Source organism: Rhodobacter capsulatus (assembly GCF_005144475.1).
Classification (GTDB): domain Bacteria; phylum Pseudomonadota; class Alphaproteobacteria; order Rhodobacterales; family Rhodobacteraceae; genus Rhodobacter; species Rhodobacter capsulatus_C.
This window is the reverse complement of record NZ_SWJZ01000090.1, coordinates 1-24,230: the sequence shown is the minus strand read 5'-3', so window position 1 is coordinate 24,230 and position 24,230 is coordinate 1. Positions and strand designations below refer to the sequence as shown.

General features: G+C 68.2%; 28 protein-coding genes, 1 pseudogene and 1 riboswitch. Of the genes and pseudogenes, 19 read left to right on the top strand and 10 right to left on the bottom strand.

Features of this window, described 5'->3' with window-relative positions; translation table 11 throughout:
* Nucleotides 1-5 precede the first annotated feature (5 nt).
* The 3 genes from FBT96_RS17285 to FBT96_RS17275 are packed head-to-tail and all read right to left on the bottom strand — an operon-like array spanning nt 6 to nt 1,869.
* Nucleotides 6-665: a BON domain-containing protein gene (locus tag FBT96_RS17285; RefSeq protein WP_136908845.1), complete on the bottom strand. Its 660-nt coding sequence runs from the start codon at nt 663-665 to the stop codon at nt 6-8.
* Complete coding sequence (locus FBT96_RS17280) at nt 662-1,444, bottom strand: DUF6544 family protein (RefSeq protein WP_136908843.1); 783 nt, start codon at nt 1,442-1,444, stop codon at nt 662-664. The genes FBT96_RS17285 and FBT96_RS17280 overlap by 4 nt, the downstream gene beginning before the upstream one ends.
* A complete protein-coding gene (locus tag FBT96_RS17275) occupies nt 1,441-1,869 on the bottom strand; it encodes a cupin domain-containing protein (protein WP_136908841.1) in 429 nt (142 codons plus the stop codon). Before FBT96_RS17275 ends, FBT96_RS17280 begins: the two co-directional genes overlap by 4 nt.
* A 194-nt stretch (nt 1,870-2,063) precedes the next feature.
* On the opposite strand from FBT96_RS17275, the gene FBT96_RS17270 reads away from it, so the two are divergent.
* Nucleotides 2,064-2,288: a hypothetical protein gene (locus FBT96_RS17270; protein ID WP_136908839.1), complete on the top strand. Its 225-nt coding sequence runs from the start codon at nt 2,064-2,066 to the stop codon at nt 2,286-2,288.
* Here the strand turns inward: FBT96_RS17270 and FBT96_RS17265 are convergent.
* Complete coding sequence (locus FBT96_RS17265) at nt 2,264-2,995, bottom strand: Crp/Fnr family transcriptional regulator (RefSeq protein ID WP_136908836.1); 732 nt, start codon at nt 2,993-2,995, stop codon at nt 2,264-2,266. The two genes, FBT96_RS17270 and FBT96_RS17265, sit on opposite strands and share 25 nt — an antisense overlap.
* Nucleotides 2,996-3,165: 170 nt before the next feature.
* On the opposite strand from FBT96_RS17265, the gene FBT96_RS17260 reads away from it, so the two are divergent.
* Nucleotides 3,166-3,399: a hypothetical protein gene (locus tag FBT96_RS17260; protein WP_136908834.1), complete on the top strand. Its 234-nt coding sequence runs from the start codon at nt 3,166-3,168 to the stop codon at nt 3,397-3,399.
* Nucleotides 3,400-3,513: 114 nt separating this feature from the next.
* On the opposite strand, the gene FBT96_RS17255 is transcribed toward FBT96_RS17260, so the two are convergent.
* The gene (locus FBT96_RS17255) at nt 3,514-4,497 is read right to left on the bottom strand and encodes a helix-turn-helix transcriptional regulator (protein WP_136908832.1); all 984 of its coding nucleotides are present in this window, start codon (nt 4,495-4,497) and stop codon (nt 3,514-3,516) included.
* Between the two features lie 201 nt (nt 4,498-4,698).
* On the opposite strand from FBT96_RS17255, the pseudogene FBT96_RS21675 reads away from it, so the two are divergent.
* From FBT96_RS21675 to FBT96_RS17240, 3 genes and pseudogenes are all read left to right on the top strand, one after another.
* Nucleotides 4,699-5,186: pseudogene (locus FBT96_RS21675) on the top strand (type I CRISPR-associated protein Cas7).
* A 149-nt stretch (nt 5,187-5,335) separates the two neighbouring features.
* Nucleotides 5,336-5,545, top strand: coding sequence for a hypothetical protein (locus tag FBT96_RS17245; RefSeq protein WP_212635401.1), 210 nt, complete (start codon nt 5,336-5,338; stop codon nt 5,543-5,545).
* 96 nt (nt 5,546-5,641) lie between these two features.
* Complete coding sequence (locus FBT96_RS17240) at nt 5,642-5,833, top strand: hypothetical protein (RefSeq protein WP_136908830.1); 192 nt, start codon at nt 5,642-5,644, stop codon at nt 5,831-5,833.
* Nucleotides 5,834-6,049: 216 nt separating this feature from the next.
* Here the strand turns inward: FBT96_RS17240 and FBT96_RS17235 are convergent, their stop codons facing one another.
* Nucleotides 6,050-6,247, bottom strand: coding sequence for a hypothetical protein (locus FBT96_RS17235; RefSeq protein WP_136908828.1), 198 nt, complete (start codon nt 6,245-6,247; stop codon nt 6,050-6,052).
* 120 nt (nt 6,248-6,367) lie between these two features.
* A complete protein-coding gene (locus tag FBT96_RS17230) occupies nt 6,368-6,904 on the bottom strand; it encodes a TetR/AcrR family transcriptional regulator (RefSeq protein WP_136908826.1) in 537 nt (178 codons plus the stop codon).
* 82 nt (nt 6,905-6,986) lie between these two features.
* Between FBT96_RS17230 and FBT96_RS17225 the strand changes: the two genes are divergently transcribed.
* Nucleotides 6,987-8,507, top strand: coding sequence for an MFS transporter (locus tag FBT96_RS17225; RefSeq protein ID WP_136908824.1), 1,521 nt, complete (start codon nt 6,987-6,989; stop codon nt 8,505-8,507).
* 178 nt (nt 8,508-8,685) lie between these two features.
* On the opposite strand, the gene FBT96_RS17220 is transcribed toward FBT96_RS17225, so the two are convergent.
* Entirely contained in the window at nt 8,686-9,627 is a 942-nt protein-coding gene (locus FBT96_RS17220; protein WP_136908821.1) for a hydrogen peroxide-inducible genes activator, read from the bottom strand.
* A 96-nt stretch (nt 9,628-9,723) separates the two neighbouring features.
* On the opposite strand from FBT96_RS17220, the gene FBT96_RS17215 reads away from it, so the two are divergent.
* On the top strand, nt 9,724-10,686 hold the full coding sequence (locus FBT96_RS17215; protein ID WP_136908819.1) for a sodium-dependent bicarbonate transport family permease: 963 nt from the start codon (nt 9,724-9,726) through the stop codon (nt 10,684-10,686).
* 173 nt (nt 10,687-10,859) lie between these two features.
* Here FBT96_RS17215 and FBT96_RS17210 read toward each other — a convergent pair whose 3' ends face one another.
* Entirely contained in the window at nt 10,860-11,732 is an 873-nt protein-coding gene (locus FBT96_RS17210; protein ID WP_136908817.1) for a glycosyltransferase family protein, read from the bottom strand.
* A 104-nt stretch (nt 11,733-11,836) separates the two neighbouring features.
* Nucleotides 11,837-12,565, bottom strand: coding sequence for an NAD(P)-binding domain-containing protein (locus FBT96_RS17205; protein ID WP_136908815.1), 729 nt, complete (start codon nt 12,563-12,565; stop codon nt 11,837-11,839).
* A 143-nt stretch (nt 12,566-12,708) separates the two neighbouring features.
* On the opposite strand from FBT96_RS17205, the gene FBT96_RS17200 reads away from it, so the two are divergent.
* The 12 genes from FBT96_RS17200 (at nt 12,709) to metK (ending at nt 24,100) form a co-directional block, all read left to right on the top strand.
* Nucleotides 12,709-13,518, top strand: coding sequence for an alpha/beta fold hydrolase (locus FBT96_RS17200; protein WP_136908813.1), 810 nt, complete (start codon nt 12,709-12,711; stop codon nt 13,516-13,518).
* An 18-nt stretch (nt 13,519-13,536) separates the two neighbouring features.
* Nucleotides 13,537-15,723, top strand: a complete 2,187-nt coding sequence (locus FBT96_RS17195) for a putative bifunctional diguanylate cyclase/phosphodiesterase (RefSeq protein WP_169583553.1) — start codon at nt 13,537-13,539, stop codon at nt 15,721-15,723.
* A gap of 75 nt (nt 15,724-15,798) precedes the next feature.
* Nucleotides 15,799-15,963, top strand: a complete 165-nt coding sequence (locus FBT96_RS20850) for a hypothetical protein (protein ID WP_160320014.1) — start codon at nt 15,799-15,801, stop codon at nt 15,961-15,963.
* Nucleotides 15,960-16,121 carry a hemin uptake protein HemP gene (hemP, locus tag FBT96_RS17190; RefSeq protein ID WP_074555411.1) on the top strand — a complete coding sequence of 54 codons (162 nt, stop codon included), beginning with the start codon at nt 15,960-15,962 and terminating at the stop codon, nt 16,119-16,121. The genes FBT96_RS20850 and hemP overlap by 4 nt, the downstream gene beginning before the upstream one ends.
* Before the next feature lie 152 nt (nt 16,122-16,273).
* Nucleotides 16,274-17,593 carry a tRNA (N6-isopentenyl adenosine(37)-C2)-methylthiotransferase MiaB gene (gene miaB / locus FBT96_RS17185; RefSeq protein ID WP_136908808.1) on the top strand — a complete coding sequence of 440 codons (1,320 nt, stop codon included), beginning with the start codon at nt 16,274-16,276 and terminating at the stop codon, nt 17,591-17,593.
* Between the two features lie 220 nt (nt 17,594-17,813).
* On the top strand, nt 17,814-18,371 hold the full coding sequence (locus FBT96_RS17180; RefSeq protein ID WP_136908806.1) for an OmpA family protein: 558 nt from the start codon (nt 17,814-17,816) through the stop codon (nt 18,369-18,371).
* An 11-nt stretch (nt 18,372-18,382) separates the two neighbouring features.
* On the top strand, nt 18,383-18,685 hold the full coding sequence (locus FBT96_RS17175; protein ID WP_136908804.1) for a hypothetical protein: 303 nt from the start codon (nt 18,383-18,385) through the stop codon (nt 18,683-18,685).
* 180 nt (nt 18,686-18,865) lie between these two features.
* Nucleotides 18,866-19,885, top strand: coding sequence for a PhoH family protein (locus FBT96_RS17170; RefSeq protein ID WP_136908802.1), 1,020 nt, complete (start codon nt 18,866-18,868; stop codon nt 19,883-19,885).
* On the top strand, nt 19,866-20,378 hold the full coding sequence (gene ybeY, locus FBT96_RS17165; protein ID WP_136908800.1) for an rRNA maturation RNase YbeY: 513 nt from the start codon (nt 19,866-19,868) through the stop codon (nt 20,376-20,378). Before FBT96_RS17170 ends, ybeY begins: the two co-directional genes overlap by 20 nt.
* Nucleotides 20,379-20,407: 29 nt before the next feature.
* Nucleotides 20,408-21,313, top strand: a complete 906-nt coding sequence (locus FBT96_RS17160) for a transporter associated domain-containing protein (RefSeq protein ID WP_136908789.1) — start codon at nt 20,408-20,410, stop codon at nt 21,311-21,313.
* A 21-nt stretch (nt 21,314-21,334) separates the two neighbouring features.
* Nucleotides 21,335-22,870, top strand: a complete 1,536-nt coding sequence (gene lnt / locus FBT96_RS17155) for an apolipoprotein N-acyltransferase (protein WP_136908786.1) — start codon at nt 21,335-21,337, stop codon at nt 22,868-22,870.
* A 7-nt stretch (nt 22,871-22,877) separates the two neighbouring features.
* Nucleotides 22,878-22,926, top strand: a riboswitch (SAM-SAH riboswitch).
* Nucleotides 22,927-22,933: 7 nt separating this feature from the next.
* Nucleotides 22,934-24,100: a methionine adenosyltransferase gene (gene metK / locus FBT96_RS17150; RefSeq protein ID WP_136908784.1), complete on the top strand. Its 1,167-nt coding sequence runs from the start codon at nt 22,934-22,936 to the stop codon at nt 24,098-24,100.
* Nucleotides 24,101-24,230: the final 130 nt, after the last annotated feature.

Sequence of the window (24,230 nt, the reverse complement as noted above, 5' to 3'; positions counted from 1 at the left end):
CGCGCTCAGTCGATGCGGAGCTTGTCCTCGACCGTCGTGGTGCCATGCGCCGCCCAGGCGACGGCCACGGCGATGTCGTGTTCCTGCAGCGACCGGGCCGTGCCCGAAAGGGTCACGGTCCCGTCCCGTTCCTCGACCTGCACCGAGTCGGGAAGCACCCCCTTGCGGGCCAGGGCGCGCCGGATCCCCTCGCGCACGCGGTCGGTCTTGCCGGTCTCGCGCGGGGCGCCGCGGATGGTGATCTGATTGGCGACCCCGCGCACCCCCCAGAGCGGATCGACCGCCCGAAAGGCCGCCTCGCGCTGATACTGATGCGTGACCATGCCGGTCAGCGTCACGACCCCGTCCGCGACCAGAACCCCGATCGCGCCGCGCGGAATCGCGCCGACCCAGTCGAGCCGGTCGGCGACCGCCGCCGCGATCTCGTCATCGTTGCGCTGCACCTGATCGGGCAGGCGCACCTCGATGCAATCGACGATCGCGCGCACCCCGCGCAGCCCCGCGATCGCGGTTTCCGCCGCCCGTTTCTGCCAGTAGCTCTCGACATGACCGGACAGCGACACCACGCCGTCGCAGACGGTCACGCCGATGCTGTCGGCGTTCAGCATCGGCTCCCAGGTCAGTTCGTCAAGAACCTGCAGTCTCAGCGCGTGATCGGAGATCATGGGGTGGCTCCTTGCAAGGGGGGAGGCGGCGCCGCGGCGGGCGGCATCCTTCGGGGGGCGGAAGGGCCCGGCGCAGCGAGGCCGTCGCCCGACATCTGCCAGTCAAAGAGCGTCGCGACCCAAAGACCGATGCTGCGATCGGCAAGCCTGCGATGGACATCGGTGTGAAACGGGATCCAGCGGTTGCGGATGCGGTCGTAATCCGCATAGCTGCCGAACCAGCCCGCCGCCGTGTCCCGCCGCGAAGAGAAATTCCACGGATCGGGCAGGAAGATGCTGGCCACGCGGCCCTCTGCGCCCAGCGTGAAGGTCGCCTCGACCGTCTCGGCGCCAAGCCCGGTGGCGACGCGCAGATGGCTCTCGTCGATCTCTTCCCAGCGCAGGGCGCGGTTGTGCAGCATCGCATCGGGGACAAGCGGCAATTCGGTCAGATAGCGCAGTCTCTGGCTGCGCGGCAGCGCCTGCGGGCGGGGGGCGAAGGGAATGGGCACCCGGCCGAAGGCGCTGACGCCGAACCGGCCCGGTTTTCCGGCGTCAAGGCTGTCAAGCATCACCACGGCCTGCGCCGGGCCAAGCCGGGCCCGCCAGGAAAAGGCGCAGGCGGTGACGGACAGGATTTCCTCGGCGGTGAAGGCAAGCCAGGCGTCGTGGGGCAGCCCCAGATTGATCCGGCCATGCTGGCGCAGATGCACCTGGCCGCAGATCCGGTCCGGGTCCGCCCCAAGGCGCAGGGCAAGAGCGGTGACGGCGGCGGGGCGGGTCATGGCGGGGGCGGTCATGGCGTGGAGAGATCCGCGGGCCCGCCTTCCGAGATCATGTCCTGGCGGGCGCGTTCGGTGCTGGCCCGTGCCGCCGCGGCGCGGCCGCCGGCCTCGGCCGCAGGGGCGGCGGCGCCATGCGCCTGCACGGCATAGACCCGCAGCCGCTTGCGACCGATGTTGTGCAGCGTGAAGCCCATGCCCGCCGGGATCAGGATCGCATCCCGCGCGCCCACGCGAAAGGTGGTGGCGCCGATCGTCATCCGGCCCTTGCCGGTGACGATGCGCAGGAACTGATCGCATGCCGAGCGCTCCCCGGCGCCCAGACTGTCCTTGCGGCGCAGGGAAAACAGCGTCAGATCCATCTGCGCCGTGCCGAACAGAGGACTGCGGAACGCGTCATTGTCTTTCGTGAGCCGTTCGATCGGTCCGACAAAGCCGTGCATGATCCGTCTCCCTGTTGTTGCGTCCAGAGTATCAGCCCGCCGCCCGCGCCGGGCTGATCGACATCAGCCCCGCAAGCGCCGCCGGTGCGGGTCGCGACGCGCCGGGCCGATCTCGATCAGTCCGCGGCGCCGCCGCGGGGGCTAGGCTGCGCGCAACCGGCAGGCTCCGGCCCGCAGCCGGGAAAGGACAGGCCATGACGCCCAGACCGCGGTTTCCCAGCACCGCCGAAAAGATGCGCGCCATCCGCGCGCGCTGCGCCGCCGCCCCGGCGGGCGTTGCGAAGGCCAGGGCCGAAGGGCACCTTCAGGCCGCCGAAGCGGCGCAGCGCCGGGGCTGGGAGGGCGAGTGCAACCGGCGGCTTGATTCCGCCGCCCATGCGCTGGGGCCGGGGTGTCAGTGCAGCAGCGGCCCCTCGTGATCAAGATAGCCGGTGTCGAAATTGGCCAGCGCCCGCAGCCGCTCGAAATCGTCAAACAGCACGCGGCCCTTCTGAAAGGTGATCAGCCCCTTTTCGCGCAGATGCCGCAGCACGCGGTTGACATGCACCGCGCTCAGCCCCAGCGCATCGGCCAGATGATATTGCGTCAGCGGGCAGTCGAAGCCGGACCGGTCGCCGATCCCCACCAGCGTCAGCCGCGCCCCGAGTTCAAGAAGGAAATGCGCCGTGCGTTCCTCGGCGCTGCGCCGGCCCAGATCGACCAGATGCTCGACCACCATCGCCTCGTCGCGCGAGGCGGCCCAAAGCACCGCGGCCGCCAGCCGCGGCGCATCGGCAAAGGCATCGAGAATGTCGGAGGCGATGACCTCGGAGGCCTCGATCTGCGTCACCGCCTCGATCGAATGGTCGGAGGTGCGGAACAGGATGCTGCGCAGGCCCAGAAAATCGCCCGGCACCTGAAAATCGACGATCTGCCGGTCGCCGTCGGGCAGCATCTTGAACGAACAGGCCCAGCCGCGCGCCAGAATGAAGGCCGAGGCGTTCATCTGCCCTTCGTGGATCATCTCATGGCCGCACTGAAAGATCCGTCGCCGTCGATGGAACCGTTCGAGCGTGGCAAGATCGCGATCGGAAAGCGCGACGAAGACCGAAAGCTTGCGGGTGAGCGGGCTTTGAAGGATCGACATCTCGGGGTCCTTCCAGACGGATCGGCAGCGGTTCATTCAGTCTGATCATAACAGCAATAGACCTGCGCCGTGCTGCTCTGGATCAGTCTTCGGGCGCGAAATGAGCCTAGAGTCAGCCGGTGCCGACCAGGTTCTGGCCGTGTGCCTCCCAAGTGAAAGTGAAGCCCGCCATGTCGGACCAAGATGATATTGCCGGAACAGCCGCGCTGACGATCTGCGAATCCCTGCTTCTGGCCCTCAACGATCACAAGATCCTGCCGGAAACCGAGATTGTCGGGATCTTGCGGGATGCCGCGGCAGCGCATGAAGTGCCGCCCGACGACGGCAAGGCCGAGATGCATGCCGCCGTGGCCAGGCTGATCAACAGCATCCTGGCGGGCGGGAATTCGGTGCGTCGGCGCTGATCGGGGAACGGCGGCAGCGTCCCGGGCCTGTTCGGGCCGGTGCCCCGAAGGCCATGCGGACTTTCCGGCGGCCCGGCGCGGTCGGCGCGCTGTCCACGGTCGGTGGCGTGCCGCTCAGGGCATCGCGTCGAAATCCGGCCGCCGATGGCCCGCGACCATCGCGCGCAGGCCTTCGGGTTCCAGCACCTCGACCGCATCGCCCCACTGATACAGATGCCAGGCCATTTCAAGCCAGCCCGCCGCCTCGAAGCGCAGGATCAGGCCGCCGTCGGCTTGCGGCTCGAACCGTTGCGAGGGGTGAAAGCGGAACCCCGCCGCGCGTTCGGCGGCGTGGGGGGCAAAGCGCCAGACCACCGGCCCGAATTGCGCCGGATCCTGCCAGACGCCAAAGGACTGCGCGGCGAACCGCGCCATCGAGAAACCCGGGTCCATGGTGAAGCTCTCGTCCAGCACCTCGGCCGCCACGATCTGGTCCAGCCGGAAGGTGCGGATCAGCGCGCCCTTGGCCGGATCGCGGGCGACAAGATAGGTGCGGTGGCCCAAAAGCACGCCATGCGGTTCAAGGATGCGGTCGGGCGCCGCGGCGGATTTGTAGCGCGCCCGCAGCCGGAACGGGCCGCGCAGCGCCTCGGTCACCGCGTCGAGGATCTCGGGCGCAAGGCTGACCCGCGGTCCCGGCCGCGTCACCGTGACCAGCGCCGAAAGCACCGCCTCGGCATCGGCCTCGGCGCGGGCGGCATCGCGGTGGGTCAGCCGCGCCAGCAACCCGTCGCGCAGCCCCGCAAGCGCCTGGCGGTGCCGCAGCCGCCCCGCGGCCGCCGCCTCGCGCCCGGCGATGTCAAGCGCCTCGATCGCGGTTTCCGGGCGCAGCTGCAGCGGCGCCTGCGCCCCCGGCGCGATCCGCCAGCGCCGCTTGCGATCCTCGCCATCCTCGGCGATGACATTGGCGAAGGTCTCTTCAAGCGCCTGGGTCATCCGCTGCGCCGTGCGGTGGGCCACCGAAAATTCCGCAACGATGTCTTCAAGGCTGACCCCGCTGCGCCGCGCCGCCGCCATCTGCGCCAGACGGATCAGATCCTGGGCCTTGGAAAAGGACATCCGCACCCCCGCCAGAAATTGACACCCTTTGAGGTTAGGGAGGATCTGGCGATCTGTCGAGACGATTCCCCCGGGGGTCGATGACCTGATTTTTGCAGCAGCCATGCCTTTTCTCGGCGGTCGCCCCTTTTGCCAGCCCGCGATCCGGCACGGCGCCGCGGCGATGCGACCCTGCAGGCCCCCGAGACGATCCATGGTCTGGTGTCCGACGTCAGCCTCAAGCGCAAGCTGCGCAACTCTGCCGAGCTGGCCCGCGGCGGCGAGGCGGGGCACCGCATCGATGTGCAGGCGGGCGCGATCCTGAACGAAAAGCCCCGTGAGGCCCATGTTTCGAGGCGGGCCGATGACCCCAAGGCGCCCAAGAAGCGCAACCCGAAAGGCGACGAGGAAGCCCGGGCGCTGCGCGGCTGGATGTGCGCGCATTTTTTCGATGTGCGGATCTTTGGCGCGGTGATGTCCACCGGCATCAACTGCGGTCAGGTCAAGGGCCGCTGCAGATGACCTTCGCCCGCTCGGTCGAGCCGATCCTGCCGGTCGAGATCTCGATCACCCGGATGGCGACGACGACCGGGGCGGAACAGAAGAAACGCGCCGAGGGCGAGGCCCGCACCAACAGCCGCACCATGGGCCGCAAGCACATCGTGCCCTATGGGCTTTACGTCGCGCATGGCGAACATGTTCGAACATGACCGTTCCGCCGCGCAGTCGATGGCGCGTCCCGCGAATTGGACGACCGCGGTCTTGGCAACCTCGTGCCCGCGCGGAAAGTCGCCGACACCCGCATCGAGAGCGACCGCGAGGGCCTGCCCGCGGGGGCCGAGATCCGCGAGCTTCTGTGATGGCCGCGCTGCCCGCAGAGGCGGAGACGATCTCGCTCTCGGCGGTGCAGCATGCGGTTTACGGCCTGCGGCGGGCGGCGCGGATCCATGTCGGGCGGCTCTGGGTCGGGCGGCTCTGGGACGAGAATATCTTTACCACGCAAGGGGATCTGCCGCATGCCGTGGCCGACAAGGACGGCAGCCGAAAGGGCAGGGGCCGCCAATCTTGACCGCGCGGTCTTCGATCCTCTGATCCGGTCGCCCGATGCTGGCCCGCCATCTGCGCGGCGACATCGACGCCTGCCCGCCCTGGTGCTGGAGTTGAGATGCGGGTTCTGGTCACCTGCGACCTGCAGCCGTTCGGTGGCAAAGCCGATCATCTCGCGCAGAAGAACGGCGTCTGGGGTCTTCTTCACAAAGTCGCGGAAGGTCATCATCTCGGTGGTCCTCTCGGTCCCGGGGGGCGCAAGCAACCGGATGCAGGGCGGCCTATGGGGGATCAGGCGGGGCTGATCTGATCGAGCTTTGGCTCTGAAATAGCGTGATCGGGACGCGCATGGTCTGGGTCGGCGGTGCCCTCCCGGCCCTCGGGCCGGACCCGGGCACCAGATGGGTCTCTGCCCGAATTGCGTCTGCATCGAGGTGCGGAAGGCCCGGACGATCCGCGCGCTTTCCTTGCGGGACAGGGCCAGGAGCACCTTGCCCCTGATGATCCCGCCCCGCACCGCCTCGCGTCAGCCTCGGGCGAAGACCTCCCGATCGAAAGCCGCGACCACGGTCAGGGCCAACGCGCGCCGGGGGTGAGCCGCCCCGATTTCGCCCCGATTTCGCCCGGCCGTCGCTCGCGGCGGGCGCGCGATCAGCCCGAGGCCCTTGAGCCGCGCGGCGATCTGCGACAGATGCATCCGGCCGAGCCCGAGCCCCTCGGCCATGTCCCGCTGCGTCCCCTCGCCCCCGGCGCGGGTCAGCCAGCCGCAGACCGCCCGCACCGCGAATTGCGGCGGACCGCCTTGCCTGCCCGTCGACTTGGTCCGAACCGCGGTCCGCGGCGCTCAGCCGGTCAGCCGATCCAGGATCGCCTCGATGTCATCCAGAAAATCCGTCCAGTCGCCGGTTTCATCGATCCCGTTCAGCCGCATCAGAAACAGCCCCTCCACCGCCAGAAAGGCGACCCGGGCCGCCTGCGCCTGCGCCGCGTTTCCGCCCAGCCGGTCGAAGATCCCGCGATACCAGTCGCGGGTCTCGCGCCGATTGGCCGGGTCTTCCAGATAGCTGACAAGCAGCCCCGCCATCTTGGCGTCCATCGCCTGCTGCGATGCCCTGGTCGCGGCGATGTAACGGCGGACAAAGTCCAGCGGATCGGCATCGGACGCCCCCTCCAGCATCGCATCGAACTGGCCGGTCCAGCGGTCGATGAGAGCGCGCACAAGCGCGTCCTTGCTGGCAAAGGCATATTGCACCCCGCCCTTTGAAATCCCCGCCGCCTGCGCCAGCGCACCGATGGTCAGCGCCGAGGCGCCGCCCGCGCGCACGATCCCTTCGGCGACATCGAGCAAATGGTCGCGGGTGATCGTCGGTTTTCTGCCCATGGTCTCCTCTGCGCGCGATGCGATATTGAATTCCATACGTATGTATTTATATGGACGGATGCAACGTGATTTCAGGTGAAGCATGGCCGTCCGTCAACCCGATCCGAAACGCTGGCTGGTGCTGCTGGCGGTGATGCTGGCCTTTCTGCCGGTGGTGCTGGACATGACGATCCTGCATGTGGCCGTGCCGACGTTGACCCAGGCGCTGGGGGCAAGCAACACCCAGGTCTTGTGGATCATCGACATCTATCCGCTGCTGATGGCGGGGCTGCTGGTGCCGATGGGCACCTTGGCCGACCGCGTCGGCACCCGGCGCATCCTTTTGGCGGGATTGGCAATTTTCGGTCTTGCCTCGGCGCTGGCCGCGGCCGCGCCACATCCTGCGCAGCTGATTGCCGCGCGGATGCTGCTGGCGCTTGGCGGGGCGATGATCATGCCCTGCGTGCTTGGGGTGATCCGCCGCACCTTCGAAGACCCGGCCGAGCGCGGCCTTGCGCTTGGGCTTTGGGGAACGGTGGGCGCGGCCGGGGCGGCGGTGGGGCCGCTGATCGGCGGCGCGCTTTTGGGGCATTTCTGGTGGGGCTCGGTCTTTCTGATCAACGTGCCGGTGATGCTGATCGTCCTGCCCGCCTGCTGGCTTTTGCTGCCCCGGCAGGAGAGGATCTCCTCCGGCCATTGGGCGATCGGTCAGGCGGTCTTGTTGATCCTCGGCATGATCGCCACGGTCTATGCGATCAAGGCCGGGTTCGGCGCGAAACAGCCGGTCGCGGTCGTTTTGCCGGTTCTGCTGCTCGGGCTGGCGCTGCTGACGGTCTTTGCCCGCCTGCAATTGCGCAGCCCCGCGCCGATGCTGGATCTGTCGCTGTTTTCGCGCCCGGCGATCGTGGCGGGGATCATCATGGCGATCGTGGCCAGCGGGTCCCTGGCGGGGGTCGAGCTGACGCTGGCGCAGGAGCTGCAATATGTGCTGGACAAAACACCGCTTCAGGCCGGGCTTTTCATGGTCCCGCTCATGGCGGCTGCGGCGCTGGGGGGGCCGGTCGCGGGCGGGCTGTCGGCGCGCTTCGGGCTGCGGCCGGTGGCCTGCCTGTCGCTGGCGATCTCGGCGGCGGCGCTTGCGGGCCTCGCAGGCACCGATTTTCACGACGCCGGACTGGTTGCCCCCGTGCTGCTGGCGCTGCTCGGGCTGGCGCTGAGCATCGGGCTGACCGCCTCGTCGATCGCGATCATGAGCGCGGCCGGGACGCATGAGGCGGGGGCCGCGGGCTCCCTCGAGGCGACGGGATACGAGCTGGGCGGCGCTCTGGGGATCACGCTGTTCGGCGTCTTCATGTCGGGGGTGTTCGGCGCCCATCTGGTCCTGCCCGAGGGCATTCCCGACCCCCTGGCCGATCAGGCGGCGCGCTCGATCGGCGATGTCTACATTGCCGCGCAGCAGCTTGGGGCGGAGCTTGGGGCGGCGCTGATCACGGCCGGCAAAGGCGCGTTTTCCGCGACCCATTCGGTGTTGCTGACAGCCGCGGCCTTGCTGATGGGCCTGTTGACGGTTCTGGTGTTCTTTCTGCTGGCTCCGACGCGCGAAACCCCGGACGGGGACCGGTAAGCGCCGCGCAAGATGGTGCGCCTGGCACAAGTGACCGTCTCTCGGCAAGCGTCTTGACCGACCTTCACCATGCCGGTCCGTCCTGCCGGGGGCGGCGCTGCGAAAGAAATGAGGCGCGCCGCGCGGCGCCTGACCCCGTCTGCCGCGTCTGCCGCGTCAGAACAGGCTTTCGTCGGGATTACAGTCCCTTGCGGGCCGGGATCAGATCTGTCCCCGACCCCCCCAGCCCAAGCGCCGCAACCGCCGCGCGCAGGGCGGCCTGAACCAGATCCGGTCCGATCTCCTCGCCCCCGATCGGCTGGATCAGCGCGATGTCGCGGCTGGCCCCCTCGACCTGCAAGAGCCGCAGCGCGACATCGCGGCGCAGCGCCGCCTGCTCGCGGGCGTAAAGCTCGGGCAGAACCGCGATCCCGGCGCCCGAGGCCGCCATCAGGCGCAGGGAATCAAGGCTTGTGCCCTCGTAATCGTCCGACACGATCCCGTCGCAGCCCGAGGCCAGCGCATGCACGATCCGCGACAACCGATGCCCGCGGTCCAGGGTCAGGAACACCCGCCGCCGCAGATCCTCGCGCCGCACCGGCGCCTCTGATGCGGCCAGCGGATCGTCACGCGCCACCGCGATCCAGAGCCGCTCGCCGAACAGATGGACCTGACGCGTGTTCGGGTGGTCCTCGGGCGTCGAGACGATCAGATCGAAACGCCCGGCGCGCAGGCCCTGTTCCAGCGCCTGGGTGTTTTCCTCGCGCACCGCCACGCGCAGGCCGGGCTGCTCGCGGTGAATCGAGGCGATCGCCCCCGGCAGCAGATAGGGGCCGATCGACGGCAGCACCCCCAGCCGCAGCCGCCCGCCGAAGGGCAGCCCATGGGTCACGCTGGCGCGCAGATCCTCGACCTCGCGCAGGATCTTCTGGGCGCGGCGGATCACCTCGGCGCCCGCGGCGGTGGGCTGCACCCCGGCGCGATCGCGCCGAAAGAGCCTCTGGCCCAGATCGGCCTCGACCTCGGCGATCTGCGCCGAAAGGCTCGGCTGGCTGACATTCAGCGCCGCCGCCGCAAGACCGAAACGACCAAGGCGGGCGACGGCGACGATATATTCCAACTGACGCAAGGTGGGACGCATTTCATAGCCTCTGACTATGGAACCGGTAGAAACTAAGTATTTGGCCAATGCAAGTTCCGCGTGCATCCCTGCGCGGACATTGCAACGGAGCCTGACATGACCGCCCCTCTCGAGCTTCTGGCGCAGAATCTTCTGGTGCCGACGATCCTGTTCTTCGCGCTTGGCCTGATCGCGGCGCTTGCGCGGTCCGACCTGTCGATCCCGGCGGGGGCTTCGAAGTTCATGTCGATCTATCTTTTGCTGGCGATCGGCTTCAAGGGCGGGGTCAGCCTGGCCGCGCATGGCATCCGCGCCGATCTGTTCGTGACGCTGCTGGCGGGGGTGGCGCTGTCGCTGGTGATCCCGGTTCTGGCCTATGCGCTGCTGCGGGCGATGACCCGGCTCGACCGGCTGAATGCGGCGGCGGTTGCGGGGCATTACGGCTCGATCTCGATCGTGACCTTCGTCACCGCGACCAGTCTGCTGGACGGGGCCGGGATCGCGCATGACGGCTACATGGTCGCGGTCGCCGCCGCGATGGAGGCCCCGGCCATCGTTTCGGCGCTGTGGCTGGCGCATCGCGGCGGCGGCGCGGCGGCAAGGCCGATCCGGCTCGGGCGCGAGGTGCTGGCCAATGGCTCGATTGTGCTTCTGGTCGGCGCCTTCAGCATCGGCGCGCTGACCGCAGACCGGGGGATGGCGATGATCGCGCCCTTCATCGTGACACCCTTCACCGGCATCCTGTGCCTGTTCCTGCTCGACATGGGGGTGACGGCGGGGCGCAGCCTGATCGGCGCGCGGCATTTCCTGACGCCCGGATTGCTGGCGGCGGGCGTGCTGATCCCGCTCGCCGGGGCCGCCCTTGCGCTGGGGATGGGCACGCTGATCGGGCTTTCGGGCGGCAGCCTGTTCCTGCTCGTGGTGCTGGCCGCCTCCGCCTCCTACATCGCGGTGCCGGCGGCGATGCGGATGGCGCTGCCCGAAGCGGAGCCGGGGATCTCGCTGACGATGGCGCTGGGGGTGACCTTCCCCTTCAACCTGACCTTCGGCATGCCGCTTTACCTGTGGCTGACGCTCTGAGGCGGGGCAGTGCCCGGCCGCTCCGCCGCCTGCGCGACGGTGAGGCCGCTCGCCTGCACCCGCACGCGACACGGGCGAGGTTCCCGGACATTGACGCGCACCGCGCGATCGCCCGCGCGCGCGGTGTGCCGGGTGATCTTTGTCAGGCGGCCGTCAAATAGCCCCCAAGCCGCTCAGAACCACTGCCCGGGTTCCATCAGCCCCAGATCCAGCAACTGACGGCTGGACCACTCGAAGGGCACCGAATTGTGCCACCGAAACGTTGAAATGTCATAGGTCGAGCCCGGATTGCGCTTGAGCGCCTTCGCCACCCGGAAGGACGCGATCGCCGCCGTCAGATTGTGGTGCCAGGGGCAGGCATAGGTGTTCCTTTCCTCGTCCGAGAGCGTGTGATCGGCGCGCAGCCGAAGCCCCGGGGCGGTGCGGAACAGCGCGACCCGGTCGATCTTGCGCCGCGTCGCGGGGATATGCTCGTCAAACCGCCAGCGCAGGCCGCCGAAGAAATCCAGCTGCCGCTCGCGCGGGTGGCCCGGATTGGCCGGATCGGCGCGGCCAAGCGCGTAATAGCCGGTGCGGTCCAGCATCGCCTCGGCCAGGTTCACCCCGTCGGGGTTCTTGTCCAGATCGGCGGCATAAAGGTCGATCACGTAGCTCAGCATGCCGAAGCGGCGTTCCTCGGTGTGGAAGGCCAGCATTTCCCGGACCGAGCGGGTCTCGCAGAAGGGGAAGAACAGGTATTCGGCGTTGAAGCCGTAATAAAACCAGGTGCCGCTCGGCGCGGCGGCGATCAGCGGATTGAGCGCGTCAAGGAAGGCCTCGGGACGGTTGGCCACCCAGGGAATGCGGTGAACCTGCGCCGCCAGATCGTCGGGCAGGCGCAGCGCCGCGGGGGCGCACAGGATCAGCGTGCGAAAGCCGAGCTTCAGATGGTGGCGCAGCGTGCTGTCCACCTCGACCAGATCCTCGACCAGGATCACCGCAACCGGCCCGCCGGCCAGAACCTCGCGCGCCATGCTCAGGAAGTCGGTCTGGGAAGCGTAGTCCATGCCTCTGGCCCCTTTTTGCGCAACGTCGCGGATGGCGCGGGCAAATGCAAGCGGGCTTGACCGGGGCGGACGGGGCAGGGGGCCCCGGCATCAAAGCCCCGCGATCAAGGGTCCGCCAGACCGTCCAGCCCGGCGCGCAGATCCCGCGTCATCCCGGCGCGGTCCATGTGCTGACGCAGGCGCTGGTTGTAGCCGCCCTCGGTGTCGAGCGCGGCCAGAAGATCGCGCAGCGGACCGGCGGCAAGGCTGGAGCCGACCAGATCGCGCAGGAAGGCCTCGGCCGTGGCGGGGTCGGGGACGCGCGGGGCAAGCCAGGCCGCGGTTTCCGCCAGCAGCAGCGCCACCGGCGAAAGCACCGCCTGCGCCACCAGAAAGTCGGCCAGCTCCGCCTCGGAGGTCTGCGCGAAAATCCGGTTGCGCGCGCCGAACAGCGCGCTGATCAGCCCGGTGTCGCCAAAGGCCAGGATCGGCGATCCGCCGGTGGCGATGGCGGGATAGGGCAGCATCACCGCCTCGGCCCGGGCCGGGGCCACCCAGGCGGCGACCTCGGCCAGGCCCGCCCCCGCCATCAGCGAGATCACCCGCTGCCCGGGCCGGAACCGCAGCCCCGGCAGAACCCCGCCCGCCACCCCGGCGACGAGGCCGAGGATCACCACATCGGCCGCGTCCAGCACCGCCTGATTGGGCGCGACGCGCAGCCCCGCGACATCGCGCGCCAGCGCCGCCGCCCGGGTCGCGCTGCGGTCCGAGACGGTGATCTCGTGCCCGTCGGCTGCGATCCCCCGCACCACCGCCTCGGCGATCGCGCCCGTCCCCAAGATCCCGATCCGCATCCGCGCCCCCGTCGTTTGCGCCAGACAAACCGGAACACGCGCGGATTGCAAAGATTTTCGCGTCACAAGGTTTGCAGAACGAATTTTGACCGGTAGACTTATGTTTGCAGCACGACCGATTCAACTTTCAGGGGCAAGGGCGGATGCTTGACAACCTGGATTGCAACCTTGGCATGCTTGGCGCGCGGGGCACGCCGGTGGTTCTGGCGCATGGCTACGGCTGTGACCAGACGGTCTGGAAGGACGTCGCGCCGCCGCTGGCTTTGCGGCATCGGGTGGTGCTGTTCGATCACGCGGGCTGCGGCCTGGCCGATCCGAGGCTTTACGACCGCCAGCGCCATGCCCGCCTGCAGGGCTATGCCGAGGATGTGGTCGGCCTGCTGGCGCGGCTCGATCTGGGGCCGGTGCGCTTCGTCGGCCATTCCGTCTCGGCGATGATCGGCGCGCTGGCGGCGCTGGAGCGGCCCGATCTTTTCGCCGAACTGGTGATGATCGGCCCCTCGGCCTGCTATCTGGACGAGGGCGGCTATCACGGCGGCTTCAGCCGCGACACGGTCGAGGATCTGCTGACCCTGATGGACCGCAATTTCATCGGCTGGGCGGCCAGTTTCGCGCCGGTCGCCACCGGCAATCCCGACCGGCCGGATCTGGCCGACGAGTTCGCCCGCCGCCTGCAGCGCAACGACCCCGAGATCGCCTCGGCCTTTGCCCGCGCGACGTTCTTTTCGGACACGCGCGCGCTCTTGCCGCGGCTGCGGGTGCCGGTGCTGATCCTGCAATCGCCCGACGATCCGATCGCGCCCGAAACGGCGGTCGATTTCGTGCATCGGGCGATCCCGGGCAGTCGGCTGGTGCGGCTCGCCAGTTCCGGCCATTGCCCGCATATCAGCCATCCGCAGGCGGTGGCCGCGGCGTTGCTGAGCGCCTTTGACCCGCCCCCGCCGCAGGCCTGAGCCGCGATGTGCCCGCCGATGCCGCCCAACCCGCTCTCGGCACGCAGGACGCAGGAACCGGACCCGACCGCGCCGGACAGCGCTTGTGCCGCCTATGGCCCCGCCGCGCTGACGGCGCCCTGCGGGTTGCTGCGGCTGGATGCCGCCGGGCGGATCGAAAGCGCCAATGCGACGCTGTGCGACTGGATCGGCCGCCCCGCCGCCGAGGTGATCGGCCGACTCGATCTGGCGGGGCTGCTGTCCCCGGCGGGGCGGCTGTTCTGGACGACGCATCTGGTGCCGCAGCTGCGGCTGAACGGGCGGCTTGACGAGGTGTCGCTGTCGCTGCCCGACCGCGAGGGCGGCCTGCGGCGCTGCCTTGTCTCGGCGCGGCAGACCGAAGCCGGGGGCAGCGCGCTGGCGCTGTTCGAGGCCGAGCGGCGGCATGTCTTCGAGGAGGATCAGGCGCGCGAGGTGGCGCTGGCGCAGACCCGCGCGCATTGGCTGGCGCAGATCGAGCGCATGGCCGAGGTGGGCGCCTGGTCCTGGGATCCGGCGCAGGACCGGCTGCAGGGCTCGGACCGGATGTTCGACATCCTCGGGCTGCGCCCCGGCCCCGCGGACGGGCTTGACACGCTGCTCGACCGGCTGATCTCGGAACCGCTGCGCGGGCAGCTGCGCACCTGCCTTGCCACGCCCGAGACGCTGCGCCAGCCGCTGGATCTGGAGGCCGGGATCCGCACCCCCGATGGCGCGCTGCGGCAGATCCGGCTGTTTTGCGAGCCGCTTTGGGCGCGGGGCCGGGTCGAGCGGGTGCAGGGCGTGGTCTGCGACATCACCCGCGCGCAGGAAGACCGGCAGCGGCTGTGGCGGATGGCGCATCTGGACGATCTGACCGGGCTGGCGAACCGGCACTATTTCCGCAGCCATCTGCGCGCGGCCTGTGCCGGGGCGGAGCCGCTGGCGCTGGTCTTGATCGACATCGAGGATTTCGGCGCGGTGAACCATCGGTTCGGGGCGGATCGCGCCGATGCGATGCTGCAGGAGATCGGCGGACGGCTGGCGGGGTTGCTGCCCGAGGGCGGGTTTGCCGCCCGGCTGGTGGGCGACGAATTCGCGCTGCTGCTGCCCGCCACCGATCCGGATGCCGCGGCGCGCGGGCTGGGGGCGGCGGTGGCGGCGGCGCTGGATGTGCCGCTGGCGGTTTCGGGCGGGGCGGTGCGGCTGCGCGCGGCGATGGGTCTTGCCGCCTTCCCCGAGGACGGCCGCGCCCCCGAGGCGCTGTTCGCCCGCGCCAAGGAGGCGCTGAGCGAGGTCAAGCGCGCGGGCGGCGGTGTCGATTTCCTGCGCGGCGCGATGCTGGCGCGCGTCGGCGCGCGGCGCCGGGCCATCGCCTGCGTGCGCGATGCGGTGCAGGAGGACCGGATCCGGGTCTGGTATCAGCCGAAGCTGCGGCTGGCCGATGGCGCCCCGGACGGCCACGAGGCGCTGGTGCGGATCTTCGACCGGGCCGGGCAGGTCAGCGGTCCGGCCGACTGGGCCGAAGCGCTCGAGGATCCCGAATGCGCCACGCTGCTGGATGCGGCGGTGCTGCGCCGGGTGCTGGCCGATCTGCGCCGCCCCGGGTCTGGTTGCGGCGCCGGACCGGGGCAGGGGCAGGGGCCGGGGCTGGGATCTGGGCACGGGCTGGGGCGGGTGGCGGTGAATGTCTCGGAACACAGTCTGCGCCGGGTCGATTTCGCCGCCTATCTGCTGCGGGCGCTGGCGCGGGCGGGGGTCAGCCCGGCGCAGATCGAGCTGGAAATCGTCGAGACCGTGCTGGTCGATCAGCGCACCCCCGAGCTGGTCGCGGGCTTCGCGCGGCTGCGCGCCGCCGGGGTGCGGATCATGCTGGATGATTTCGGCACCGGCTTCGCCTCGCTGTCGCATCTGCGCGATCTGCCGATCGACGGGCTGAAGATCGAGAAATCCTTCGTGCTGGGGCTGCAGGCGGATCCGCGCAACGCGCCGATCCTGCGGGCGATCGTGATGCTGGCGCAGGCGCTCGGTCTGCGCACCGTGGCCGAGGGGGTGGAAAGTGCCGAGGTGGCCGATCTGTTGCGCGGGCTCGGTTTCGAGACCGCGCAGGGCTATCACTTCGGCCGTCCGCAACCGCTGCGGGAGCCGCTGCCCGATCCTGTGGCCGAGGGGGGGGCGGCTCCGCTGCGTCAGGGTGTATCCGACTAAAAGATTCGGGCTTTACATACCCAATCATTTCTGTCAGGTTTAGGGCATCGATCGCAACCCGCCGAGGATCTGCCCATGGCCCTTGCCCTTTCCTTCCGCACCTGTCCGGCCGCGCCGCCGCGCGACGACCGGGGGCAGGTTTCCTTCTCGCTCTCCGATCTGGTCACGGCGCTGTGCACCGGGCTGGATCACGCCCACCGCCACGAGGCGATCCTGGACCGGATGGAGGGGCGCGCATGAACATGAGCCTTCCGCTGTCGGGCACCGCCACCCCGGTCCTGCCCGCCCATGATGCGCGCATTCTGACCAGGGGCGGCAATCTGGCACAGATCGATCTCGACGGACAAACCTATACGCTGCGTATCACGCGGCAGGGAAAGCTGATCCTGACCAAGTAAGATCGCGGTCTGCCAGCGTCCCCGCACTCTCTCATCGCTGACTTGGGGCCGGGCAACCGGCCCTTTTTTTCTGGCTCGCCGGAACCGTCCCGCCGCAAAACTTGCGGCACCGGCGCGTTTGCGGTATCGGGCGCCAACCCCCGGGAGGCCCCATGTCCGACACGCCGAAAAAGCTGCACATCAAGACCTATGGCTGTCAGATGAACGTCTATGACAGCGAGCGCATGGCCGAGGCGATGGGCGTGCAGGGCTACACCCTGACCGACGATCCGGCCGAGGCGGACATGGTGTTGCTCAACACCTGCCACATCCGCGAGAAGGCCGCCGAAAAGGTCTATTCCGATCTGGGCCGGCTGCGCCCCTTCAAGGAGGCGAAACCGGGCCTGACGATCGGCGTCGCGGGCTGCGTCGCGCAGGCCGAGGGCGCAGAGATCATGCGCCGCATGCCGCTGGTCGATCTGGTCGTCGGCAGCCAGAACTACCACCGCCTGCCCGAGATGGTGGCGGCGGTCGGGCGCGGCGAACGCCCCGTGGACACCGAATTCCCCGCCGAGGACAAGTTCGACAAGCTTCCCGAACGCCCGGTGCAGGCGCGTCCCACCGCCTTTCTGACCGTGCAGGAGGGCTGCGACAAGTTCTGCGCCTTCTGCGTCGTGCCCTATACGCGGGGCGCGGAAATCTCGCGTCCCGTGGCCCGCATCCTGTCGGAGGCCGAAAAGCTGGTGGCGAAGGGCGTGCGGGAAATCACGCTTCTGGGTCAGAACGTCAACGGCTATCACGGCGAGGGGCCGGGCGGCGTCTGGGGCCTTGGCCGTCTGGTGCGCGCGCTGGCCCGGATCGACGGGCTGGACCGCATCCGCTACACCACGAGCCACCCCAACGACATGGCCGAGGATCTGATCGAAGCGCATGGCAACGAACCGAAACTGATGCCCTATCTGCATCTGCCGGTGCAATCGGGCTCGGATGCGATCCTGAAGGCGATGAACCGCAAGCACAGTGCCGAGGACTATCTGCGGCTGGTCGAGCGGCTGCGTGCGGCGCGGCCCGATCTGGTGCTGTCTTCCGATTTCATCGTCGGCTTCCCCGGCGAGACCGAGGCCGATCATCAGGCGAGCCTGGATCTGATCCGCGCCGTGGGCTTTGGCGCGGCGTTTTCGTTCAAATATTCGCCGCGTCCCGGCACACCCGCCGCCAGCCGCGATCCGGTTGCGGCCGAGGTGGCGGATGCGCGGCTGCAGGAGCTGCAGGCGCTGATCACCGCGCAGCAAAAGGCCACGCAGCTCTCGATGGTCGGGCGCAGTGTGGGCGTGCTGTTCGAGAAACCCGGCCGTCTGCCCGGGCAATGGGTCGGCAAGTCGGATTACCTGCATGCGGTGCATGTGACGGCCGAGGGCATCACCCCGGGCACATTGGCACAGGTGAGAATCACCGCCTCGGCGCCGAATTCGCTGGCGGGCGAATTGCTCTGACCCGTTGGGGCAGCCCGGGACAGCTTTCCCGGTTGCGCGGGATTTGCTGCATCTGCCCCGAAATTGTCCCAATTTGCACGCATTGCGCCCCGGTTTGTTCCCGGAAAGGCCACAATAACCGGGCGAAAGCCCTTTCCTTGTCTCAAGCTTTTGTTACTGTGGTTCATATTCGTTAACGCCCCGGCCCGGCCGGGGCGGTCCATTCGAGGAGGCGTGGGGGATGACAAGATTGACCCTGGGGGGGAAACCCGTGGTCGCGATCTTTGGTGCGGCGGCTCTGGCACTGGCGGCTTCGGTCGGCCCGGTGGCGGCGCAGCAAAAGGCCGAGACCTACATTCCGGCGATCTGGATCGACCCCGACGGCTGCGAACATTGGGCGATGGATGACGGCACCGAGGGTTACATGGACGCGCGCAAGACCCGCGACGGCCGCCCGGTCTGTCACCGCAACGTCTGCGGCGTGCTGCAGACCGACACGCTTTTCGCCACCGACAGCACGAAGCTGACCGCGACCGGGCGCGGCACCCTGCAGCAATTCTTCCAATCCGCGCAGGCGCGCAGCTTCATCATCACCGGCCACACCGACAGCCGCGCCTCGGATGAATACAACATGCGCCTGTCGAAGGGCCGCGCCGAGGCCGTCGCCGGAGTGGCGCAACAGGTCGGCGCCCCGGTGCTGGCGGTGAACTGGTATGGCGAGCGGATGCCGAAAGCGACGAACGCCACCGCCGCGGGCATGGCGCAAAACCGCCGCGTCGAAGTGATCTGCGTGAAGTGAGGGGCATCACCATGAACGGCACGAAACTCCTGCTTCTGGGCGCCGCGGCGCTGGCGCTCGCGGCCTGCGACGACAGCTATGGTCCCGACAAGTCGATCGACCGCGGCATCAACTCCCACCATCTGAGCACGCTCAAGGCCGGGGTCTGGGTCGATCCCGAGGGCTGCGATCACTGGATCATCGACGATGGCGTCGAGGGCTACATGAGCGCGCGCGTCGATGATTACGGCAAGCCGATCTGCTCGGGCGCGGCGCCGCCGAACACCGCCGTCGGCCCGTTCAAGCAGGGCTCGCCGATCCCGGATTATCTCTGACCGGGAAATCAGCATCTGCCCAAAATTCGGGCAAAGCGGCCGTGCCCTGCTTGGCACGGCCGCTTTCATGTCGCGCAGATGAATTTTTTCTCTGCGGGCCGGTTTCGGGTGAACCAGCGCTTGCGTGGGACCCGGGTGGGGTGCACCATATCTTTACCAACCCAGCCAAGGGAGACGTTATTGGGCTTCAGCGCGATCACCCCCCCGCCCCGCACTCAGGACGCCTACGAGACGCTTCTGGAGTATCCTGACAACCGGTTGCTGATCGACCTGTGCGGCGAATTCGACCGCAATCTGGCGCAGATCGAACACAAGCTGTCGGTCCATATCCTGCGCCGCGGCAATCAGCTGGCGGTCGTCGGCACGCCCGACGCGCAGGGGCTGGCCGGAGGGGTGCTGAATGCGCTTTATGCCCGGCTGGAGGCGGGCAAGCCGATCGACGCGGGCGAGATCGACGCGGCGATCCGGATGTCGGATCTGGGCCATGACGGCGTGTCCGTCGATGAACAGCTGGAAATGTTCGCGGCCGGAAAATATGAAATCCGCACCCGCAAGAAACAGGTCGAGCCGCGGACGGATGCGCAAAAGGCCTATGTGCGGTCGCTGTTCGAACATGAAATGGCCTTCGGCATCGGGCCTGCGGGCACCGGGAAAACCTATCTGGCCGTCGCCGTCGGCGTGACGATGCTGATCGGCGGGCTCGTTGACAAGATCATCCTGAGCCGTCCGGCGGTCGAGGCGGGCGAGCGTCTGGGCTTTCTGCCCGGCGACATGAAGGACAAGGTCGATCCCTACATGCAGCCGCTTTACGACGCGCTGAACGACTTTCTGCCCGCCAAGCAGATGGCCAAGCTGATGGAGGAAAAGCGCATCGAAATCGCGCCCTTGGCCTTCATGCGGGGGCGCACGCTGTCGAATGCCTTTGTCGTGCTGGACGAGGCGCAGAACGCCACGACGATGCAGATGAAGATGTTCCTGACCCGTCTGGGGCAGGGGAGCCGGATGGTGATCACCGGCGATCGCACGCAGATCGACCTGCCGCGCGGCACGGCCTCGGGGCTTGCCGATGCCGAACGCATCCTGGGCGGCGTGAAGGGGATTTCCTTCAACTATTTCACCGCCGCCGATGTGGTGCGTCACCCGCTTGTGGCGCGGATCATTGGCGCTTATGAACGGGCGGATGAAGGAACCGCTGGTTGATTGTCTGATCGAGGAAGCGGCCTGGCAGGGGATCGACCTTGCCGGGCTTTCGGAACGCGTGGCCCGGGTTGTCCTGACCGATCAGGAGCTTGACCCCGAGGCCTGGGAAATCAGCCTGATCGGCTGCGACGATGCCCGCATCGCGGACCTCAACGCCGAATTCCGCGGCAAGCCCACGCCCACCAATGTCCTTTCGTGGCCCGCGCAGGATCTGGCGGCGGAAAACGACGGCGAGGAGCCGTACTTCCCAGAGCCCTTCGTGCCGGGCGAACGCGATTCCCTCGGTGACATCGCGATTTCCTTTCAGACCTGCACGCGCGAGGCCGAGGCCGCGGGCAAATCCGTTCACGATCATGTCACACATCTGGTGATACATGGCGTTTTGCATCTTCTGGGCTATGACCACATCCGCGACGCAGACGCGCAGTTGATGGAAAGCATCGAAGTGCGTATCTTGGCCGCTCTGGGGATTGCCAATCCCTACGAGATCTAGCCCCGCACGGGCACATTTGGAAAGGAACGATGGGACAAGTCGCAGACGGAAGCAATTCCGCCGCCGCCGCGCCCGCTTCGGAACCCGAAGCCGGCGAGAGTAGCAACGAACCTCAGCCTAGAGGCTTTTTCGGGCGCATTCTGGGCGCGCTTGGCGCCTCTCCGGGCGAGGCTGACGCCTCCGAGGCGCAATCCGCCGCCACCGCGGCCGCCCCTCTGGGCCTGCCGGGGCTGGGCAACCTGCGCAAGATGCGGGTGGGCGATGTCGCCGTGCCAAAGGCGGAAATCGTCGCCGTTCCGGTCACCACCCCCCGCGACGAGCTGGTCGAGGTCTTCCGCACCCAGGGCTATTCGCGCCTGCCGGTGTTCAAGGACACGCTCGACAGTCCGATGGGGCTGGTGCACCTGAAGGATCTGGCGCTGGCGCATGGCTTTGGCGGCGCCCCGGGCCGGTTCTCGCTGCGCAAGCTGTTGCGCCCGCTGCTGTATGTGCCGCCCTCGATGCCGATCGGCGTTTTGTTGCAGAAGATGCAGCTGCAGCGCATCCACATGGCGCTGGTGATCGACGAATATGGCGGGGTGGACGGGCTTGTCACGCTCGAAGACCTGATCGAACAGGTGATCGGCGAGATCGAGGACGAGCACGACGAGGAAGAAGACGGTCTGTGGAAGCTGGAAAAGCCCGGTCAATGGCTGGTGCAGGCCCGCACGCCGCTGACCGATTTCGAGGCCGAGATCGGGCTGAAGCTGGCCGATGCCGCGGAAGGCGCCGAGATCGACACCCTGGGCGGGCTTGTCTTCATGCAGATCGACCGGGTGCCCACCCGGGGCGAGGTGATCGTGGCGGAAAACGGCGTCGAATTCGAAGTGGTCGATGCCGATCCGCGCCGGGTGAAACGGCTGCGCGTGCGGCTGCCGGGCGTCGCCGCCGAATAGACTGAACAGAACGGACATTCCATGCGCGTGCCCCCGCTTTACAATCCTGCGGTCAAGATCCTTGTCTGGGGTCTGGCCGCGCTCCTTGGGGCGGGGGTGGCGCTGGGACAGGCGCCGTTCGGGCTGTGGGGCGTGGCGCTGGTCGCGCTGTCGCTTTTGGTCGCGATGGGGCAGGCGACCTCTCCCTTTCGGGTCGGGCTGGCGGCGGGCACGGGCTATGCGGCGCTGGCGATGTTCTGGATCGTCGAGCCCTTCTTCGTGGAACCTGAAATCTATGGCTGGATGGCGCCTTTCGCGCTGGTTTTCATGGCGCTGGGCATGGGGCTTTTCTGGGCCGTGGGCATGAGCCTTGGCGCGCGGCTGGGCGGGGCTTCGGTCTCGCGCGCGGCGGGGGTGGCGGTCGGGCTTTTCGGCGCCGATCTTGTGCGCAGCTACATCTTCACCGGATTACCTTGGGTTTTGTTCGGCCATATCTGGATCGACACGCCGCTGGCGCAGGGCGCGGCTTTCGTCGGCGCGATGGGGCTGAGCGCACTGACGCTGTGTCTCGCCGTGCTGCCCTGGCTGATGCCCCGGGCAAACTGGCGTCTGCCGGCGGTGGGCGTTTCGGCGGCGGTGATCGCGGGGCTTTGGGGCGCGGGCAGCTGGCAGCTGGCGCAGCCGGTGCCGCCGCGGGCGACGCCGGTCAATCTGCGCATCGTGCAGCCGAACGCGCCGCAGGATCTGAAATGGCGCCCCGACTATGCCGAGGAATTCTTCTTTCGCCACCTCGATCTGACCGCGCAGCCGCCCGCACCGGGCAAGGCCGCGCCGGATCTGATCCTGTGGCCCGAAACCGCGGTGCCCTTTTTGCTCGATCGGGCGGGCGACGGTCTGACGATGATCGCCGAGGCGGCGCGCGGCGTGCCGGTTGCCGTCGGCATCCAGCGCGAGGAAGGCCTGCGCTATTTCAATTCGCTGGCGATGATCGGGGCGGGCGGCACGATCGGCCCGGTCTATGACAAGGTGCATCTGGTGCCCTTTGGCGAATACATCCCCTTTGGCGATGCGCTCGCCCGGTTCGGCATCACCGCTTTCGCCGCGCGCGCGGGCAACGGCTATTCCGCGGGCACGGCGCGCAAGCTGCTGGATCTGGGCCGTCTTGGTCTTGTGCAGCCGCTCATCTGCTACGAGGCGGTCTTTCCGCAGGACATGCATGCGGATCGCCGCCCGGACTGGCTGTTGCAGATCACCAATGACGCCTGGTTCGGCGAGATGTCGGGCCCGGTGCAGCATCTGGTGCAGGCGCGGTTTCGGGCGATCGAATTCGGCCTGCCGCTGGCGCGCTCTGCCAATACCGGGATTTCGGCGCTGATCGACGCGCGGGGCCGGGTGGTCGAAAGCCTGCCGATGGGGCAGCAGGGCGTGATCGACGCGGCCTTGCCCGGGTCTTTGGCCGCGCCGCCCTATGCGCGCTGGGGTGACGGGCCGTGGCTGGCAGGTCTTATCGCCGCAGTTGCCCTCGTTTGGGGGCTTGGGCGCAAATCGCGCGTTGACCGGCGCAGAATCGGGGGCTAGCGTCGCTCCACCACTCCAACGGCTTCCTGGCGGGGTGGGAACACATCAATGGAGCACTTCCCCATGTCACGTTCTAACTATGTCTTCACTTCCGAGTCCGTCTCGGAGGGTCACCCCGACAAGGTCTGCGACCGCATCTCCGATGCCGTTCTGGATGCCTTCCTTGCCGAAGAGCCGAATGCCCGCGTCGCCTGCGAGACCTTTGCCACCACCAATCAGGTGGTTGTCGGCGGGGAAGTGGGTCTTTCCGACAAGGCGAAACTGGCCGAGTTCATGGGCCGCATCGACGGGATCGTGCGCGATTGCGTCAAGGATATCGGCTATGAACAGGACGCCTTCCACTGGGCGACGCTGAACTTCGCCAATTACCTGCACCCGCAATCGGCGCATATCTCGCAAGGCGTCGACAAGGACGGGGCGGGCGATCAGGGCATCATGTTCGGCTATGCGACCGACGAGACGCCGGAACTCATGCCCGCGCCGATCCAGTATGCGCATGCGATCCTGCGCCGTCTGGCCGATGTGCGCAAATCGGGCGCCGAGCCGACGCTGGGCCCGGATGCGAAATCGCAGCTGTCGGTGCGCTACGAGGATGGCAAGCCGGTCGGCGTCACCTCGATCGTGCTCTCGACGCAGCACAAATACGAAAGCCAGACCTCGGATGACATCCGCGCCATCGTGGAGCCGCATATCCGCGCGGTGCTGCCGGCGGGCTGGATCGACGAAAAGACCGAATGGTGGGTGAACCCGACCGGGACCTTTGTCATCGGCGGGCCGGATGGCGACGCCGGTCTGACCGGGCGCAAGATCATCGTCGACACCTATGGTGGCGCGGCGCCGCATGGCGGCGGGGCCTTCTCGGGCAAGGACCCGACCAAGGTGGACCGCTCGGCCGCTTATGCCGCGCGCTATCTGGCGAAGAACGTGGTGGCCGCCGGTCTGGCGAAGCGCTGCCTGATCCAGGTGTCCTATGCGATCGGCGTGGCGAAGCCCTTGTCGATCTATGCCGACACCTATGGCACGGGCGAGCTGCCGGATGCGGAAATCGAGCGGATCGTGGCCGAATGCATGGATCTGACGCCGCGCGGCATCCGCACGCAGCTGGATCTGAACCGCCCGATCTACGCGCGCACCTCGGCCTATGGCCACTTTGGCCGCGCGCCGGAAGCCGATGGCGGCTTCAGCTGGGAGCGCACCGATCTGGTCGAGGCGCTGAAGAAAGCGGTCTGAGCCGGTTTCAAAAGATCACGGGGAAGGGGGCTTCGGCTCCCTTTTTCATGCGTTGCAGGGGATTTCGCCTCGGCTTGCGCCGAGGCGACCCGGGGGGGGGGGGGGGGGGGGGGGGGGGGGGGGGGGGCGG

Coding starts and splice junctions, on each gene's coding strand:
- FBT96_RS17200 (WP_136908813.1), top strand. CDS start 12,709: ATGCTTGACAACCTGGATTGCAACCTTGGCATGCTTGGCGCGCGGGGC.
- hemP (WP_074555411.1), top strand. CDS start 15,960: ATGAACATGAGCCTTCCGCTGTCGGGCACCGCCACCCCGGTCCTGCCC.
- FBT96_RS17270 (WP_136908839.1), top strand. CDS start 2,064: ATGACGCCCAGACCGCGGTTTCCCAGCACCGCCGAAAAGATGCGCGCC.
- FBT96_RS17280 (WP_136908843.1), bottom strand. CDS start 1,444: ATGACCGCCCCCGCCATGACCCGCCCCGCCGCCGTCACCGCTCTTGCC.
- FBT96_RS17160 (WP_136908789.1), top strand. CDS start 20,408: ATGGGACAAGTCGCAGACGGAAGCAATTCCGCCGCCGCCGCGCCCGCT.
- FBT96_RS17210 (WP_136908817.1), bottom strand. CDS start 11,732: ATGGACTACGCTTCCCAGACCGACTTCCTGAGCATGGCGCGCGAGGTT.
- FBT96_RS17240 (WP_136908830.1), top strand. CDS start 5,642: ATGCGGGTTCTGGTCACCTGCGACCTGCAGCCGTTCGGTGGCAAAGCC.
- FBT96_RS17265 (WP_136908836.1), bottom strand. CDS start 2,995: ATGTCGATCCTTCAAAGCCCGCTCACCCGCAAGCTTTCGGTCTTCGTC.
- FBT96_RS17225 (WP_136908824.1), top strand. CDS start 6,987: ATGGCCGTCCGTCAACCCGATCCGAAACGCTGGCTGGTGCTGCTGGCG.
- FBT96_RS17275 (WP_136908841.1), bottom strand. CDS start 1,869: ATGCACGGCTTTGTCGGACCGATCGAACGGCTCACGAAAGACAATGAC.
- FBT96_RS17180 (WP_136908806.1), top strand. CDS start 17,814: ATGACAAGATTGACCCTGGGGGGGAAACCCGTGGTCGCGATCTTTGGT.
- FBT96_RS17260 (WP_136908834.1), top strand. CDS start 3,166: ATGTCGGACCAAGATGATATTGCCGGAACAGCCGCGCTGACGATCTGC.
- FBT96_RS17195 (WP_169583553.1), top strand. CDS start 13,537: ATGCCGCCCAACCCGCTCTCGGCACGCAGGACGCAGGAACCGGACCCG.
- lnt (WP_136908786.1), top strand. CDS start 21,335: ATGCGCGTGCCCCCGCTTTACAATCCTGCGGTCAAGATCCTTGTCTGG.
- miaB (WP_136908808.1), top strand. CDS start 16,274: ATGTCCGACACGCCGAAAAAGCTGCACATCAAGACCTATGGCTGTCAG.
- FBT96_RS20850 (WP_160320014.1), top strand. CDS start 15,799: ATGGCCCTTGCCCTTTCCTTCCGCACCTGTCCGGCCGCGCCGCCGCGC.
- metK (WP_136908784.1), top strand. CDS start 22,934: ATGTCACGTTCTAACTATGTCTTCACTTCCGAGTCCGTCTCGGAGGGT.
- FBT96_RS17220 (WP_136908821.1), bottom strand. CDS start 9,627: ATGCGTCCCACCTTGCGTCAGTTGGAATATATCGTCGCCGTCGCCCGC.
- FBT96_RS17205 (WP_136908815.1), bottom strand. CDS start 12,565: ATGCGGATCGGGATCTTGGGGACGGGCGCGATCGCCGAGGCGGTGGTG.
- ybeY (WP_136908800.1), top strand. CDS start 19,866: ATGAAGGAACCGCTGGTTGATTGTCTGATCGAGGAAGCGGCCTGGCAG.
- FBT96_RS17245 (WP_212635401.1), top strand. CDS start 5,336: ATGGCCGCGCTGCCCGCAGAGGCGGAGACGATCTCGCTCTCGGCGGTG.
- FBT96_RS17230 (WP_136908826.1), bottom strand. CDS start 6,904: ATGGGCAGAAAACCGACGATCACCCGCGACCATTTGCTCGATGTCGCC.
- FBT96_RS17175 (WP_136908804.1), top strand. CDS start 18,383: ATGAACGGCACGAAACTCCTGCTTCTGGGCGCCGCGGCGCTGGCGCTC.
- FBT96_RS17285 (WP_136908845.1), bottom strand. CDS start 665: ATGATCTCCGATCACGCGCTGAGACTGCAGGTTCTTGACGAACTGACC.
- FBT96_RS17215 (WP_136908819.1), top strand. CDS start 9,724: ATGACCGCCCCTCTCGAGCTTCTGGCGCAGAATCTTCTGGTGCCGACG.
- FBT96_RS17255 (WP_136908832.1), bottom strand. CDS start 4,497: ATGTCCTTTTCCAAGGCCCAGGATCTGATCCGTCTGGCGCAGATGGCG.
- FBT96_RS17235 (WP_136908828.1), bottom strand. CDS start 6,247: ATGGCCGAGGGGCTCGGGCTCGGCCGGATGCATCTGTCGCAGATCGCC.